Origin of the sequence: Mesorhizobium sp. B264B1B (assembly GCF_020165765.1) — a bacterium.
Classification (GTDB): domain Bacteria; phylum Pseudomonadota; class Alphaproteobacteria; order Rhizobiales; family Rhizobiaceae; genus Mesorhizobium.
Map to the genome: position 1 here is coordinate 20,345 of NZ_JAIUIS010000025.1, position 14,211 is coordinate 34,555.

Annotated in this window: 15 protein-coding genes and 2 tRNA genes; 8 read left to right on the plus strand and 9 right to left on the minus strand. The window is 62.7% G+C overall.

Features of this window, described 5'->3' with window-relative positions; genetic code table 11:
- Positions 1–169: 169 nt before the first annotated feature.
- The 3 genes from LB547_RS31075 to hdaA are packed head-to-tail and all read left to right on the plus strand — an operon-like array spanning position 170 to position 2,625.
- Entirely contained in the window at positions 170–727 is a 558-nt protein-coding gene (locus tag LB547_RS31075) for a CDP-alcohol phosphatidyltransferase family protein (protein WP_140495033.1), read from the plus strand.
- Positions 699–1,886 (plus strand): AI-2E family transporter, encoded by a 1,188-nt coding sequence (locus LB547_RS31080; RefSeq protein WP_140494346.1) that lies wholly within the window; start codon positions 699–701, stop codon positions 1,884–1,886. Before LB547_RS31075 ends, LB547_RS31080 begins: the two co-directional genes overlap by 29 nt.
- A gap of 34 nt (positions 1,887–1,920) precedes the next feature.
- Entirely contained in the window at positions 1,921–2,625 is a 705-nt protein-coding gene (gene hdaA, locus LB547_RS31085) for a DnaA regulatory inactivator HdaA (RefSeq protein ID WP_140515482.1), read from the plus strand.
- 395 nt (positions 2,626–3,020) lie between these two features.
- On the opposite strand, the gene LB547_RS31090 is transcribed toward hdaA, so the two are convergent.
- The 4 genes from LB547_RS31090 to LB547_RS31105 form a co-directional block, all read right to left on the minus strand.
- Positions 3,021–4,031: an ABC transporter substrate-binding protein gene (locus tag LB547_RS31090; protein WP_140494344.1), complete on the minus strand. Its 1,011-nt coding sequence runs from the start codon at positions 4,029–4,031 to the stop codon at positions 3,021–3,023.
- Positions 4,032–4,058: 27 nt separating this feature from the next.
- A complete protein-coding gene (locus tag LB547_RS31095) occupies positions 4,059–4,847 on the minus strand; it encodes an ABC transporter permease (protein WP_140494342.1) in 789 nt (262 codons plus the stop codon).
- The gene (locus LB547_RS31100; RefSeq protein ID WP_140764100.1) at positions 4,844–5,713 is read right to left on the minus strand and encodes an ABC transporter ATP-binding protein; all 870 of its coding nucleotides are present in this window, start codon (positions 5,711–5,713) and stop codon (positions 4,844–4,846) included. The genes LB547_RS31095 and LB547_RS31100 overlap by 4 nt, the downstream gene beginning before the upstream one ends.
- 306 nt (positions 5,714–6,019) lie before the next feature.
- Positions 6,020–6,096 (minus strand) — tRNA-Pro (locus LB547_RS31105).
- A gap of 141 nt (positions 6,097–6,237) precedes the next feature.
- Between LB547_RS31105 and LB547_RS31110 the strand changes: the two genes are divergently transcribed.
- The 5 genes from LB547_RS31110 to LB547_RS31130 all read left to right on the plus strand — a co-directional run bounded on the left by LB547_RS31110 (position 6,238) and on the right by LB547_RS31130 (position 9,540).
- Entirely contained in the window at positions 6,238–6,543 is a 306-nt protein-coding gene (locus LB547_RS31110) for an ETC complex I subunit (RefSeq protein ID WP_140494338.1), read from the plus strand.
- Between the two features lie 58 nt (positions 6,544–6,601).
- A tRNA-Arg gene (locus tag LB547_RS31115) sits at positions 6,602–6,678 on the plus strand.
- Between the two features lie 289 nt (positions 6,679–6,967).
- Positions 6,968–7,192 (plus strand): hypothetical protein, encoded by a 225-nt coding sequence (locus LB547_RS31120; protein WP_140494336.1) that lies wholly within the window; start codon positions 6,968–6,970, stop codon positions 7,190–7,192.
- A 185-nt stretch (positions 7,193–7,377) separates the two neighbouring features.
- On the plus strand, positions 7,378–8,166 hold the full coding sequence (locus LB547_RS31125) for a GGDEF domain-containing protein (protein WP_140494334.1): 789 nt from the start codon (positions 7,378–7,380) through the stop codon (positions 8,164–8,166).
- A gap of 153 nt (positions 8,167–8,319) precedes the next feature.
- On the plus strand, positions 8,320–9,540 hold the full coding sequence (locus LB547_RS31130) for an anion transporter (RefSeq protein WP_140561862.1): 1,221 nt from the start codon (positions 8,320–8,322) through the stop codon (positions 9,538–9,540).
- A gap of 103 nt (positions 9,541–9,643) precedes the next feature.
- Here the strand turns inward: LB547_RS31130 and LB547_RS31135 are convergent, their stop codons facing one another.
- The 5 genes from LB547_RS31135 to LB547_RS31155 all read right to left on the minus strand — a co-directional run bounded on the left by LB547_RS31135 (position 9,644) and on the right by LB547_RS31155 (position 13,845).
- Positions 9,644–9,964: a cupredoxin family copper-binding protein gene (locus tag LB547_RS31135; protein ID WP_140764102.1), complete on the minus strand. Its 321-nt coding sequence runs from the start codon at positions 9,962–9,964 to the stop codon at positions 9,644–9,646.
- Entirely contained in the window at positions 9,961–10,485 is a 525-nt protein-coding gene (locus LB547_RS31140; RefSeq protein ID WP_140521607.1) for a DUF4142 domain-containing protein, read from the minus strand. Before LB547_RS31140 ends, LB547_RS31135 begins: the two co-directional genes overlap by 4 nt.
- 115 nt (positions 10,486–10,600) lie before the next feature.
- Complete coding sequence (locus LB547_RS31145; protein ID WP_140764105.1) at positions 10,601–11,269, minus strand: RNA polymerase sigma factor; 669 nt, start codon at positions 11,267–11,269, stop codon at positions 10,601–10,603.
- A gap of 90 nt (positions 11,270–11,359) precedes the next feature.
- Complete coding sequence (locus LB547_RS31150; RefSeq protein ID WP_140494324.1) at positions 11,360–12,448, minus strand: HPP family protein; 1,089 nt, start codon at positions 12,446–12,448, stop codon at positions 11,360–11,362.
- Between the two features lie 212 nt (positions 12,449–12,660).
- Positions 12,661–13,845, minus strand: a complete 1,185-nt coding sequence (locus LB547_RS31155) for a cystathionine beta-lyase (protein WP_140764110.1) — start codon at positions 13,843–13,845, stop codon at positions 12,661–12,663.
- Positions 13,846–14,211 lie beyond the last annotated feature (366 nt).

The window sequence follows — 14,211 nt, forward strand, 5'->3', positions numbered from 1 at the left end:
TGGCTTGTCGCTGTTTCCTTTGCGGCTCTTCGCATGAACGGTTTCGGTCCGCAAGGAAAACGGCGCTGAAACTGCCGCTCCCCACCAGGGGAAGCTCGGCAGCTTCTCTCTTGCGTCCATCCCCCATCTCCATCATCTATCGTTCAGACAGAAGCGACGGGACATGCGCTTGACCATCCCCAACCTGATCACAATCATGCGCCTTGTCCTGGTGCCTGCCGTGGTGCTGGCCATGCTCCAGGCGCGCTGGGATTGGGCCTTTGCCGGGTTCCTCGTTGCCGGCATCTCGGACGGCGTCGACGGCTTCATCGCCCGCCGGTTCAACCAGCATTCCAAGCTCGGCGCCTATCTCGATCCGGTGGCCGACAAGCTGCTCCTGGTTTCCGTGTTCGTCGTCCTGGGCTTCATCGGGCAATTGCCGCTGTGGCTGGTCGTCACCATGGTGTCGCGCGACGCGCTGATCATTTGCGCGGTGCTGTTGTCCACCGTGATGGCCCATCCCGTCGAGATGAAGCCGCTCCTCGTCTCCAAGGTCAACACCGCCATCCAGATTGTACTGGCGGCGCTGGTACTGGGTGAGCTTGCTTTTTCGATCCATCTCGATCCACTTCGTCCCGCCCTCATAATGCTGTCCGGGGTCTTGACCGTGGCTTCGGCCGCAGCCTATCTCGTGGCTTGGCTGAGGCATATGAGCGGCTATGGCGAAGGCTCCACCCCGGGCACCTGACAAAGAAGCTGCGGCGAGCGCGCCGGCGGCAGCCGGTGATGATCCATCCGCCGGATTCCGCCGGCAGATCTTCTTTTGGCTTGCCGGCGTCGCCGCGCTCGCGCTTTTCCTCTATGTTTTCAGCGCCATCCTCTTGCCCTTCGTGGCCGGCATGGTGCTCGCCTATTTCCTCGATCCCGTGGCCGACCGGCTGCAGCGGCTCGGCCTCAGCCGCTTCATGGCAACGGTGGTCATCCTCATCACCTTCCTTGTCGTGCTGGTGCTGGCCTTTGTCATCCTCATCCCGGTGCTGGCGACGCAGATGGCCGATTTTGCCGGCAAGTTGCCTGAGTACCTGACGCGGCTGCAGAGCCTGATCACCTCGTTCGATCCAAAATGGCTGGAACAGAAATTCGGCGTCAACGCCAATGGCCTGCGCGACGGATTGAACTCACTGCTGACATCCGGCTTCGGTCTGCTGACAACCGTGTTCACCTCGATATGGAGTTCGGGCGTGGCGCTGGTCTCGGTGATCAGCCTGTTCGTGGTGACGCCGGTGGTCGCCTTCTACATGCTGCTCGACTGGGACCGCATGGTGGCGGTGATCGACAGCTGGGTGCCGCGGGACAATGTCGCCACGGTGCGCGCCATCGCCAGGGACATCAACACGGCAACGGCCGGCTTCGTGCGCGGGCAGGGCACGCTGTGCCTGGTGCTGGGCGCCATGTATGCCACTGGCCTGACGCTAACCGGTCTCAATTTCGGCATCCTCATCGGCCTGTTCGCCGGGCTGATCTCCTTCATCCCCTATGTCGGCTCGCTGACCGGGCTGGTGCTGGCCGTCGGCGTTGCCTTCGTCCAGTTCTGGCCGGACTGGACCATGGTCGTAGCGGTCGCGGTGGTGTTCTTCATCGGCCAATTCATCGAGGGCAATATCTTGCAGCCGCGGCTGGTCGGCAAAAGCGTCGGCTTGCATCCGGTGTGGCTGATGTTCGCACTGTTCGCCTTCGGCGCGCTGTTTGGCTTCGTCGGCCTGCTGATTGCGGTGCCTGCATCGGCCGCGGTCGCGGTGCTGGTGCGCTTTGCCATTGCGCGTTATCTGGAATCGCCGCTCTACAAGGGTCACGGCAAGGCCGTGCCGCCATTGCCGGCCGATCGTCGCAAAGGCATCAATCCATGATCCGGCCTGGCCGGGTCGCGCGGCTGAGCCTGGCATGAGCGACCAGAGGGCCGACCCGCCGCGCCAGCTGCCGCTCGATCTCGGCCATGGCACCGGCTATTCGCGAGACGAACTCGTCGTCTCCGGCACCAACAACCAGGCAGTGGCGCTGGTCGACCGCTGGCCGGACTGGCCCTCGCCGGTAGTCGTGCTCGCCGGTCCGGCCGGTTCCGGCAAGACCCATCTGGCCTCGATCTGGCGGGCACGGGCGGATGCCGTTCAGGTCGACGCGCACCGCGTTGGCGACAGCATTGTAAATCTCGGTGCCCGGCCGGCGCTGATCGACGACGTGGATACCGGCACAGTCGACCAGCAGGGGCTGTTTCATCTGATCAATGCGGTACGCGGCAGCGGCTCGCATTTGCTTTTGACGGCGCGCCGCTTTCCCTCGGCCTGGGGCGTCACGCTGCCGGATCTGGCGTCGCGGCTGAAGGCTGCGGCAACCGTCGAGATCCACGAACCCGACGATCTCCTGCTGGCAGGTGTCATCACCAAGCTGTTCGCCGACCGACAGGTCGAGGTCGAGCCGCATGTCGTGCAATATCTGGTGCGCCGCATCGAGCGCTCCCTGGCGACGGCCATGCGCGTGGTGGAGCGGCTGGACCGCGCCGCGCTCGAACGCAAGACGCCGATCACCCGGGCGCTGGCGGCTGAAACCGTCAGCGCCATGGACGAGGGGCAGGGCGAGTTCGAGGTTTAGGGCGCGATTGTCGGCCGGCCAGCAAATGGTGGTTCCATGTCCCTTTAACCGTCCCATTTCGGGAAACAAAGCTGGCACCGATCTTGCGATACAAGCTTGCCGGCTGACCCCGGTCCTGATTGCGTTCCAAATCAGGTTGTAGGCTCGCCGGGAGTGGGGCGGTTGGGGTTCTCGCCCGGCGAGCTTACCTTCATGTGACTTCAGTCACCCTCACTATTGCTGCGCGTTCGGCTTGCCCGCGCAATGCCAAGCTAGGTGAGAGAAGAACGGGTATTCGTCAATTGACGGATACCCAAAATGGCGACGAGGCCACCGAGTCGCTGAAATGCCGGCGCTCGGTGAACTCCGTGGCTAAGGCGAACGAGCCATATGCCCGCTGCTTGACGTTGATCTCGTCAGTTGGCCTTCTTCGCCTTGTTCACATAGTCGTTCGTGTACGTCTGCGTGATATCGATCTTGGCGTTGGCCACATCGGGCGAACCGAGAGAGAAAACGTCGAGCACGGCCTGCGCGCCTTTTGGATCCATGAGCCCGGTGGTCGAATACATGGGGATCGCATTTTTCAACGCGGCCAGATAGGCGTCCTTGTCGCTGCCGATAAGATTGTCGGGGATCTGGGCCATGATCTCTTCGGCGCTGTGGGAGTGAATGTAATCCAGCGTGGCAAGCATGGCATTGGTCAATCCCTGCGTTGCTTGGGGATGCGCGGCCATCCATTCCGGCCGGGTGTAAAGCGCTCCGCCGGGATAGTCGCCTCCGAATACCGCCTCGGTATCCTTCTGGGTGCGCGTGTCCGCCAGGATGGTCAGGTCCTTATGCCTGGCCTGAAGCACGGTGACGGCCGGATCGAGCGTCACCACGGCGTCGATCTGCCCTTGCTCCATGGCGGCGACGGCGGTAGCGCCCAGCCCAACGCCGATCACGGCGGCGGATGTCGGGTCGATGCCGTTCTTCTGCAGAAGGAACTTCAGGAAGAAGTCGGTCGAGGAACCGGGAGCGGTCACGCCGACCTTTTTGCCAGCAAGGTCCTTCACTGACTTGATCTTGCCGGTCTGGTCCGGCGCCACCGCCAGCACCAGTCCCGGGAACTGGTCGTAAACGACGAAGGATTGCAGGCGCTGGTTCTTGGCGGCCAATTTCACCGTGTGATCGAAATAGCCGGACACCACATCCGCGCTGCCACCCAATACTGCGGTCAGCGATTGAGAACCACCCTTGAAATCGACGAGGTCTGCATCGATGCCGGCTTTTTCGTAAGCGCCGATCTGTTTGGCGAGCACGGTCGGCATATAGCAGAGGCATGACGCTCCGCCGATCGAAATGGTGACCTTTTCGGCGGCCCCCGCGTCTGTGGCCACCGCGAGCAATACGACGGCGGCGGCCGCCAGTTTCGAAATGATCCTCATGATCTCCTCCTTGAGCTGGATTGGGCCCTATCGGCCTGGTTTCGAGAATTCAGGCCGCCAGACAAGCAGCCTTTTTTCGATCAGCGTGACGATCCAGTCGATCAAGAGCACAAAAGCGGCGAGGACGAACATTCCGGCAAAGACGCCCGCCACGTCGAACACGCCCTCGGCCTGCTGTATCAGATAGCCTAGTCCGCCGGCCGCACCGAGATATTCGCCGACCACGGCGCCGACCACGGCAAATCCGACGGAGATATGGAGCGATGAAAACACCCAGGACAATGCCGATGGCATATAGACGTGGCGCAGCAATTGCCGTTCGTTCATGCCGAGCATTCGGGCATTGGCCAGCACCGTCGTGTTCACCTCCCTCACGCCCTGGTAGACATTGAAGAAGACGATGAAGAAAACCAGCGTCACGCCCAAGGCAACCTTGGACCAGATGCCGAGGCCAAACCAAAGCGTGAAGATCGGCGCCAGCACGACGCGGGGAAGCGCATTGGCCGCCTTTACATAGGGATCGAAGACGGCCGCAAGTCTCGGCTTGCGGGCAAACCAGAAGCCGATCGCGATCGCTGCCAGCGAGCCGATGGCGAAGGCCAGCATGGACTCCCACAGCGTGATCCACAGATGATGCCAGATCGTCCCGGTGGCAAACCACCTCCATATCTGGCCTGCCACCGCCAATGGGGTCGAGAAGAAGAAGGAAATATTGTTCGGATCGCCGATCAGGTGCGTCGTCGACGCTGCCTGCCAGAGCGCGATGACGATGACGGCCACGGTTAGCTGTGCGAAAAGCAGCGTCGTCCTTTTCATCGGATCGCTCCTTCTTCAATCTCGCCGTAAGCCTTGAGCACTTCCTTCTTCAGCATGTGCCAGATGTCGCGATGCAATTCCTGGAAGCGCGGTTCCAGCCTGATTTCCGAAATATCGCGTGGACGCGCCAGCGGGATTGGAAAGTCGCCGATGATGCGTGCCGAGGGACCGGCTGACATCACCACCACGCGATCAGCCAGCGCGATCGCTTCTTCGAGGTCGTGGGTGACGAACATCACCGCCTTGCGGTCGTCCGACCACAGCTTGAGCAAAAGGCCGCCCATGATCAGCCGCGTCTGTGCGTCGAGCGGTCCGAAGGGTTCGTCCATGAGGAGGATCTTGGGATCGCGGATCAGGACCTGCGCAAGAGCAACGCGCTTTTTCTGGCCGCCTGAAAGCATGTGAGGGTAGCGCTCGCAGAAAGCAGCCAGGCCGACGCGTCCGAGCCATGCTCGCGCGCGTTCCTTTGCTTCGGAAGAGGGCACGCCTGCCACTTCCAGCCCGATGGCCACATTGTCCAGAGCGGTCTTCCAGGGCATCAATGCATCCTGCTGGAAGAGGTAGCCAGCCTGTCTGTTGAGACCGCGAAGCGGGGCGCCGAACACACGGACGCTGCCTGCCGAAGGCACGAGAAGCCCTGCGCCGGCATTCAGCAGCGTTGACTTGCCGCAGCCCGTCGGCCCAATGATCGCCACGAATTCCTGGTCGCCGACTTTCAGATCGGCGCGGGCTACCGCCTGGAAGCTACGCCCAGCCGCCAATGCGAAATCTATGGTCACTCCATCGAGATCGACCGCGATCCCGGGTCCGGCTGGCGGCTGTCTGAATTTTGTCTCCGTGCCGCCCGTGGCGGTTTCCGTCGTCATGCTGAATGCCGCCCTGCGCCGAGGCGGGTGGGTGTCCAACTGTCGCTCATGGTTCCTCCGTGAGGCTTTAGCGGAGACCGTCGATGTCCGATGGGCATCTGTCGCCCCACACCGTGTTGTGTTCCGGCTCACAATAGTGGATGCGGTGGAGCAGGCAACTTTGCCGTCCGCGGCTTTTTGTTGCGACCGTGACATGCAGCAGCAAAGACAACTGGCCGCGCGGAGATTGCCGACAGCCCCATTCTGCACCCGACACATTGCCATTCGCAGGCGCCAACGGCCCTCGATTGCCTTTTCTGTGAAAGGTGGTCGGAGTGGAGAGATTCGAACTCCCGACCCTCTGGTCCCAAACCAGATGCGCTACCAGGCTGCGCTACACTCCGAACGGTCTGTTGCCTATTCATTTCAGTGTTGCATGGCAAGTGCAAAAACCTGCAAGTGCAAAAACCTTGCCGCCGTCCGCATTGCGCAGTAATGACGGGCGAAGAGGCGGCCATGCTGCCTTGCACAGCAATGAGGTGGTCATGTCCGCGCGCATTTTCAGTCCAGCCAAAACCGCGATGCAGTCCGGCACGGCCAAGACCGGCCATTGGGTGCTGGAATTCGATCCCGAGATGCGCAAGAAAATCGACCCGCTGATGGGCTACACCACTTCCGGCGACATGAGGAGCCAGATCAAGCTGACCTTCGACACGCGTGAAGAGGCCGTGGCCTATGCCGAGAAGGAAGGGCTCGCCTACCGCGTCGAAGAGCCGAAAGAGCCCAAGCGCCGCCAGATTTCCTATGCGGAAAATTTCCGCTATGACCGCAGGACGCCCTGGACGCATTGACCGGCAAAGCCCGGGCGGGCGCCAGCGCAGACATCTTACCGGCTCCGAGCCGGCCAGCGGTCCCGTAGCTCAGCTGGATAGAGCACCGGCCTTCTAAGCCGATGGTCACAGGTTCGAATCCTGTCGGGATCGCCAATAATTTCAACGGCTTAGCTGCTCCGGACGTGAGAAATTTCAACGCGGGCAGGAATCCGGTCGGAACTTTTCATCCCTTTTTGTCTTCCCGAATGCGCTTGCCGGCACGACGGCGGCACGCCGCCGCCGTGGCGCCCTTTCCGTATTATTTCGTGACCTTGTCGCGCGGGAACCTTCGCAAGGATCACGCGTTCGGGGCCTTGTATTCGCGGTCCCTCATAAAAGTAAGCATTCGGGCTGCGAATGGCGGGCAAAACAAACATGGGTTGGGGAAGGAGAAAACCGCGTCATGTCGAAACGTGAAATTGGAACGTCGCCCGCCTTGGGGCGACGTATCGCCGAGCTCAAAGCCAAGATGCAAACCGCCCGGATTTCCGACCATGAGCTGAAGACCTTCCACAAGGTTGCCGCCATCATGGGAGCGGGCGAAGGCTCTCTAGGCCTGGATGCCGACGATCTGATCGCGGCATCCTTTGTTGCAGAGACGCTGGGCGAATCGGCGCCCAACGGCTGACGGCAGGACCCTCCTGTCGTAGGTCCGGATCGATCATCCGGACAAATCTTCGAGACGCAGGCCGGAGGCGGCCGCCGGTCCGGCGGCCGTAACCCTGCAACCTCTGCCGTCGAATTGGAGGGAAAGTCTTATCGTTTTGTTTGCGTTGGCGCGTCATAGTAGACGCGGCTAACGGAGTTGAAGAGATGAAGCTCGACCTGTCGCCGACGAGTTGGGGCAGGGTGATCGCCGTCACCGCCGCCGGCACGGCGTTCTTCATTGGCGTGGCGTTTTTCGTCGATTCGTTCAATTTCCCGTATCTTTCGCCCGAAGCTGTGTGGCGGGCTCAGCTGACCGACATTCTGTTGCCCCTGGTGCTGGGTGGATCGTTTCTCTTCTTCCTGATGTGGAAGATACGCCAGTTGGCCATTGCCCAGCGCGATCTCACCGTCGTTGCCGCCACCGACAGCCTGACGGCGGTGCTCAACCGCGGCGCTTTCTCCATGCTGGTCGAAGCCTATCTCGAACAGGTCCGCAAACAGGCGTCGGCCAATTCCGGTGCGCTGCTGATCATCGACGCCGATCACTTCAAATCGATCAATGACCGGCTTGGGCATGACTGCGGCGACCAGGCGCTCAAACTGATCGCGCAGACGATCAAGGATCAGCTCCGCGGCACCGACATCGTCGGCCGCATCGGCGGCGAGGAATTCGGCGTGTTTCTTCCCGGCGTCGATCCCTCGCAATCCTGGCTGGTTGCCGAAAGCATCCGCCGGCGAATTCGCGAGGTGGAATTTTCGCCGGGCGGCCGGTCCTGTCCGCTTTCCGTGAGCATTGGCGGTACCGCCTTTAACGGGCCGACCACCTATGAGGAGATATTCTCGGCAGCCGACAGGCGGCTCTATGCCGCCAAGTCAAATGGACGCGACCAGGTCAGTTTCGATCCGATGGTTTCCCAGCAAACGCCGCCAGCCGCGACAATCACGGTTCATTGAGGCGGATCCGGCCAGCCACCGGCGCCGAGGGCGCGTCGCTGGGGATTTCTGCAGCCATCACGCAGAAGGTATTTTCGCTTTGCGCGCCGCCCGCTAAAGGTGGTGGCCACAGCTCCGGCCGGGGCTGAATGCATCGGGCAGGGCCTTCTTCGCATGACATTGATGGGCGCGGCGGCACTGCTGATCCTGGTCCTGACCTATGCCGGCGTCGCCGTCGGCCGCATACCAGGCCTGCGCCTCGATCGGGCGGGGATCGCACTGCTCGGCGGGGCCGCGATGATAGCCATCGGGGCGATCAGCCTGGAGGATGCCTACCGCGCCATCAATTTCGACACCATCACGCTTTTGCTCGGCATGATGATCGTAGTGGCGCATCTGAAGGTCTCGGGCGCCTTTCGCGGCCTCGGTGCCATCGCGATCGAGCATGCGCATGCGCCGTTCATGCTTTTGGTTATGGTGACCCTGCTGACCGGCCTGCTGTCGGCCTTCCTGGTCAATGACGCCATCTGTCTTGTCATGGCGCCGATCGTCGTTCACGTCACCCGCGCCATCAAACGCAATCCGGTTCCTTACCTCATCGCGACCGCCACCGCGTCAAATTGCGGCAGTGTCGCCACCATCACCGGCAATCCGCAAAACATGGTCATCGGTGCGCTGTCGGGCATCTCCTATCCGGCCTTTTCAGCGGCTCTGGCTCCGGTTGCCCTGTTCGGTCTCGTCGCGGTCATCGCCATTGTTCGCATCGTCTACCGCACCGAATTCGCGCGCAACGGCGAATTGACGCCACAGGTCTCGCGCGGCCGCATGCATCGCCGCCAGGTGCTGAAAGCGGTGGTGGTTTGCATCGGACTGGCCGTTGCCTTCTTCGCCGGTGTGCCTGTCGCCAAGGCGGCGCTCATCGGCGGCGCCATCCTCCTGCTCACCCGCGCCATCAAACCAGAGCGCATCTATCGCGAAATCGACGGGCCATTGCTGTTCATGTTCGCCGGCCTGTTCATCGTGGTTGCCGGCGCCGAACGAACGCTGCTGACACCGGACATCGTCGCATCGGCCAAGAACCTCGGGCTGGACGACGTCTGGCGCCTGTCGGGCTTCACCGCGGTGCTCTCCAACATAATGAGCAACGTGCCGGCCGTGCTGGCGCTGCGGCCCTTCATCCCCGGCCTGGAAAACCCCGAGCGCGCCTGGCTGGTCGTCGCCATGAGCTCGACGCTGGCCGGCAATTTCACGCTCCTGGGCTCGGTCGCCAATCTGATCGTTGCCGAACAGGCGCGCGCCGCCGGCACGTCGCTGTCGTTCGGCGCTTTCTTCAAAGTCGGCCTGCCATTGACGCTGCTAACGCTGGCGGCTGGCACGGCATGGCTGGCGCTCTGATCCCTGGCGCGACTGTTCCGTGCTGAATTGCTCCGGAGTGACGGGTGCTCCGGAGTGACGGGGCTTGGTATTTGCGGCCAAGTCCCGCCACCGGCCCAGATTTTCAGGGCGCCACTACCAATCGGCCTTTCATGTTGGGATGGAAGCGGCAGAAATAATCAACCGCTCCCGCCGTCTTGAGGGTCAGTTTTCCCTTCGCCTTCGGCGGCATCATCACCTCCCAGCTGCCCTTCACCGTGGCCGTGTGGGCGAATGCGTCCTTGTTCACCCACTCGATCGTGTCGCCGACCCTGGCCTCGACGCTTGCGGGCGAGAAGACGAGCTTCTCGATCGTCACCTCGATCGTCGCGGCCGGCGCCGGGCCGGCGGCAAGCGCCAGCGCCAGCCCGGCAAGGAGCGGTCGGATCAGCGCGGCCGCTTTCATTTCAACATGCCGGCGACATGTTCGGCATGCTGCTCATGCCCCTGGAAGATCTTGAGGCCGGTTTCGAGCAGGCTCTTCAGCTCGGCATTGCTGGCTGACGGAATGAGCAGGGTTTCGAGCGCTCCATTGACCTGCTTGTGGTAGGCCACCTCGTTTTCGATATAGGCCTTGTCGAAGGCAGCCCCTTTCAGCTTGGCGAGCTTGGCATGTTCCTCTTTCGCCGCCTTGGTCAGCGCCTGGCTGGTGGCATTGTCTTCCGGCTTCACCTTGAGCTTCTTGAGCAGGTCGAGCGCCTGCTTGTTCACCGCTTCGTGGTCGCGCTCCATGTCCTTGGCGAAATCGACGACTTCCTTGTTCTTGGATTTCTTGATTGCCTGCTTGGCCGCCTCGATGTCGATCATGTCGGCTGTGTAGGCGATGTGGGCGATCTGCGGGTCGGTCGGCTTGTCGGCAGCTTGCGCGAATGGGGCAGCGCCAAGCAGCAAGAGGGCGGCAAACGCTGTGGTATGTCGGATAAGCATGGCATCTCCTTCGCCCGACAGGCTGGGCAGCGGGCTTCATCTGGGTTGACATTCATTGGATGAGGATGGCGCAGAAACGTTCCCGACAAATCGGCGAAAGATCTGGCCTTGAAGATCACCCGTCGAATCCGAGCCGTTTCATCACGGCCTGCGTCAGCCGCTCGCAGCGCCGGCCGGCGAAGGGAAAGGCGTCGAGCAGCACCGGCCCGATCTCGTCGTCCAGCGCCTTGCGCAGCAAAACGCGGGCGCGGTGCAGTCTCGTCTTGACGGTCTCGGGCCGCACGCCGAGCAGGTCGGCGGTCTCCTCGATGCTCAGCCCCTCGATGACGCGGGCCACGAAAACCGCGCGATAGGCGTCGGGCAGGCTGTCGGTCGCCCGCTCGACAAGCCCGAGGATCTGCCGCTGCGCCATCGTCCGCTCCGGATCGTCGCTTGGGTTGAGGGGAAACCGGATGATCTGCGCTTCCGGGTTTTCAGGCATGGCCACGGTTCGCCGTCCTTTGCGAAGCCGCCCGAGCGCCTCGTTGATGACGATGCGCGACAGCCAGGTGGAAAGCGAAGCATCGCCGCGATAGGTGCCGAGATTGGTAAAGGCCCTGACAAAGGCCTCCTGCACGATGTCCTCGGCCTCGCCGTCGTTGCGCACCATGCCGCGCGCCAGTCGGTAGAGCCGCTGGTTGTTCAGCTTCATGATCTTGCGAAAGGCATCGCTGTCGCGGGCGAGTGCGCGGGCCACGAGCCGAAGCTCGTCCGTCGCTGTTGATGTTGCCGTCAGCGCGGGCATGTGTCCTCCATCGATCCTTGCACGAAAGATTGGATGCAGGTTTCGAAAAAAGGTTCCCGAAAAATCACGCCGGGCCGATCGCCTGGCTACCTATGCTAGCACTTTGGCCGGCTCCGTGCCGGTGTTTTGCATCCGCGCCGTCGCGGCCAGCAGATCAGTTTGCGTGATCAGCCCGAGGATGTGGTTTTTATCGTCGACGATGATGACGGCGTGACTGCGCCCGTCGGTCAGCACTGGCAGCAGCGCCATGGCGTTCGAGCCGGCAGTTGCGGTTGCCGCCGGCGAGATCACGGTTCCGACCGTGCCGGCCGCCAGTGTCAGTTCCCGCAAGCCCACGGTTCCGGCCAGCCTTGCCTCGGCATCCACCACCGGCAAGGTTCGTATGTTGTGGTCAAGCAGCAATTGGCGCGCAGCGGCGGCTGGCGTGTGCTCGTCCACCGAGATGACGTCGCGCGACATGATGTCTTGGCACCGCAACGTCGCATGCTCGCGCACCATGGCCTGCAATTCGACCTGCCGCAGCAGCCGGTCGAGATCGCCCCGATCGATGTCGAAGGTCTCGTCGAGCGCTCCAAGCGCGGCGTCGATGTCCTCGGAGCGAAAACCGACACGCAATTGCGCCGGCGGATCGATGGTGCCGTGACTGTTTACCGGCGCCGGGGCCGGCACGTGCGGGTAGTTGCGCCGGGCCAGCTTGTGGAAGCCGTAGCCAAGCGCCACCAGCAGCATCGAATTGACCGCCACTGGCACGAAAGGAAACAGGAAACCGGCGCTGATCACGGCTGGGCCGCCGAACACCGCGGTCAATGCCGCCGCACCCCCGGGTGGATGCAGGCAGCGCGTGAACGACATTGCGGCGATCGCCAACGCTACCGCAATACCGGTGGCGAGCACCGGCTGGTGCACGAATTGCACCACGATCACGCCGACAAGCGCCGAGATCGTGTTGCCGCCGATGATCGACCAGGGCTGCGCCAGCGGGCTGGCGGGCACCGCGAACAACAGCACCGCCGATGCTCCCATTGGCGCCACCAGCAGCGGCACATGTGGCCCGCTACCCAGTGTGAGTCCGCTGATCGCGCCAGTCAGCGCAATGCCGATCATCGCACCGACGCAGGCGATGATGCGTTCGCGCAGCGTCGCGCCGGCAAGAATGGGAACAAAGAGGCGGAACGCCATGGGCAGGCTCTTGGTGCGGTGGCTGGGGAATGATTTCCGCTGCCGCAATGAAGCGGAAGCCGGCAATTTGGAAGTCAAACAAATCCGCAAAACTGCGGATGGGGAGAATAATATTGCCGACATGGCCGGACCGGGGCGCCGCGTGCAGCCCCCGTTTGCTCAATCGCGTCAAGGCCTTGCGGACGTTGCTGGTATCGGTCCGAGAGGTCGCGTCAGGCCGCTGCGGCGGCGGTGAGCCCGCGAAGAATATCGGTCATGAGGTCCTCGACATCCTCGAGGCCGATCTGGAGACGAATCAACGGCCCTTCATAGGGGTCCTTGGCAACGACGCGGTCGCCGAGCCAGACCGGCACGGCAAGGCTCTCGTAACCGCCCCAGGAGTAGCCGAGACCGAAGATCCGCAATGCGTCGAGGAACGCGTGCTGCTGTTTCTGGCCGCCGCCGGCAAGCACGATGGAGAAGATGCCGCTGGAGCCGGAAAAGTCACGTTTCCACAGCGCGTGGTCGGGATGGCTGGGAAGGCCAGGGTGGAGCACGCGCGCCACGCCCTTCTGGCCCTCCAGCCATGCCGCGATGGCGAGCGCGCTGCGCTGATGGTGATCGAGGCGCACCCCCATGGTGCGCAAGCCGCGCAGCACCTGGTAGACGTCGTCGGGTCCGGCGCAGCAGCCAAGCGTGCAGAAGCTTTCATACAGCTGTTTCCAGCAGGCCTCGGTGGCCGACACCGTACCCAGCAGCACGTCCGAATGGCCAGCGGGATATTTCGTCGCCGCATGGATCGAGATGTCGACGCCATGGTCGAGCGGACGGAAATAAAGCGGCGTCGCCCAGGTATTGTCCATCATGACGATGGCACCGGCGGCGTGCGCGGCCTTGGCGATGGCTGGTATGTCCTGCACCTCGAACGTGTTTGAGGCCGGCGATTCCGTGAACACCACCTTGGTGTTCGGCTTGATCAAGGCGGCGATGCCCGCGCCGATGCCGGGAGCATAATACTCGACCTCGACGCCGAGCCGCTTCAGCATCGTGTCGGCGAAGTTGCGCGTCGGATGATAGACGCTGTCGACGATCAGCAGGTGGTCGCCCGCCGAAACGAAGGCAAGCAGCGGCACCGTCACCGCCGCCAGGCCCGACGGGACCACGATCGTGCCGGCCGACCCCTCCAGCGCGTCTATGGCCTGGGCCAAGGCGTCGGTGGTCGGTGTGCCGCGCGTGCCGTAGGTGTATTTCTGGTCCCGTCCAGCCATCGAGGCGGCATTGCGGAACAGCACCGTGGAGGCGTGCACGACAGGCGGATTGACGAAGCCGAAATAGTCGTGCGGGTTGTTGCCCGAATGGGCAAGCCGCGTGTTGATGCCCATTTTGCCAGTCACCGGCTCGTTGCCGTCTTTTGCCATTCGTCGTCGCCTTTTTTGGTAAGCCGCTAGCCATAGTGCGGCGACATGGACCGCGCAACAGCCGGCTTTCGCCAGGACCCCGACTTCGAATGTGCCAATTGCCGAGCCGCCGCAGGCCGACTGCAAGGGGCAATGCCGGCGGCCAGAAAGCCCGCCGCCGGCAGCGGCATGCGTCGCCTGATAGCGCAAAGCGCACCTCACCATGACCCAGATCCAGCCAGAGGGCGCAGACATCGGCACGCAACCGGCCGGCAGAGCACAGTAACGCAGAGTAATCCCGGCGGATGGACTTTTGCGGACAGAGCGCAGCCTGGCGTAGGGCGAGCTTCGCCGGCTTTATTCGCCCTTCTGACTAAATTGCGGGCG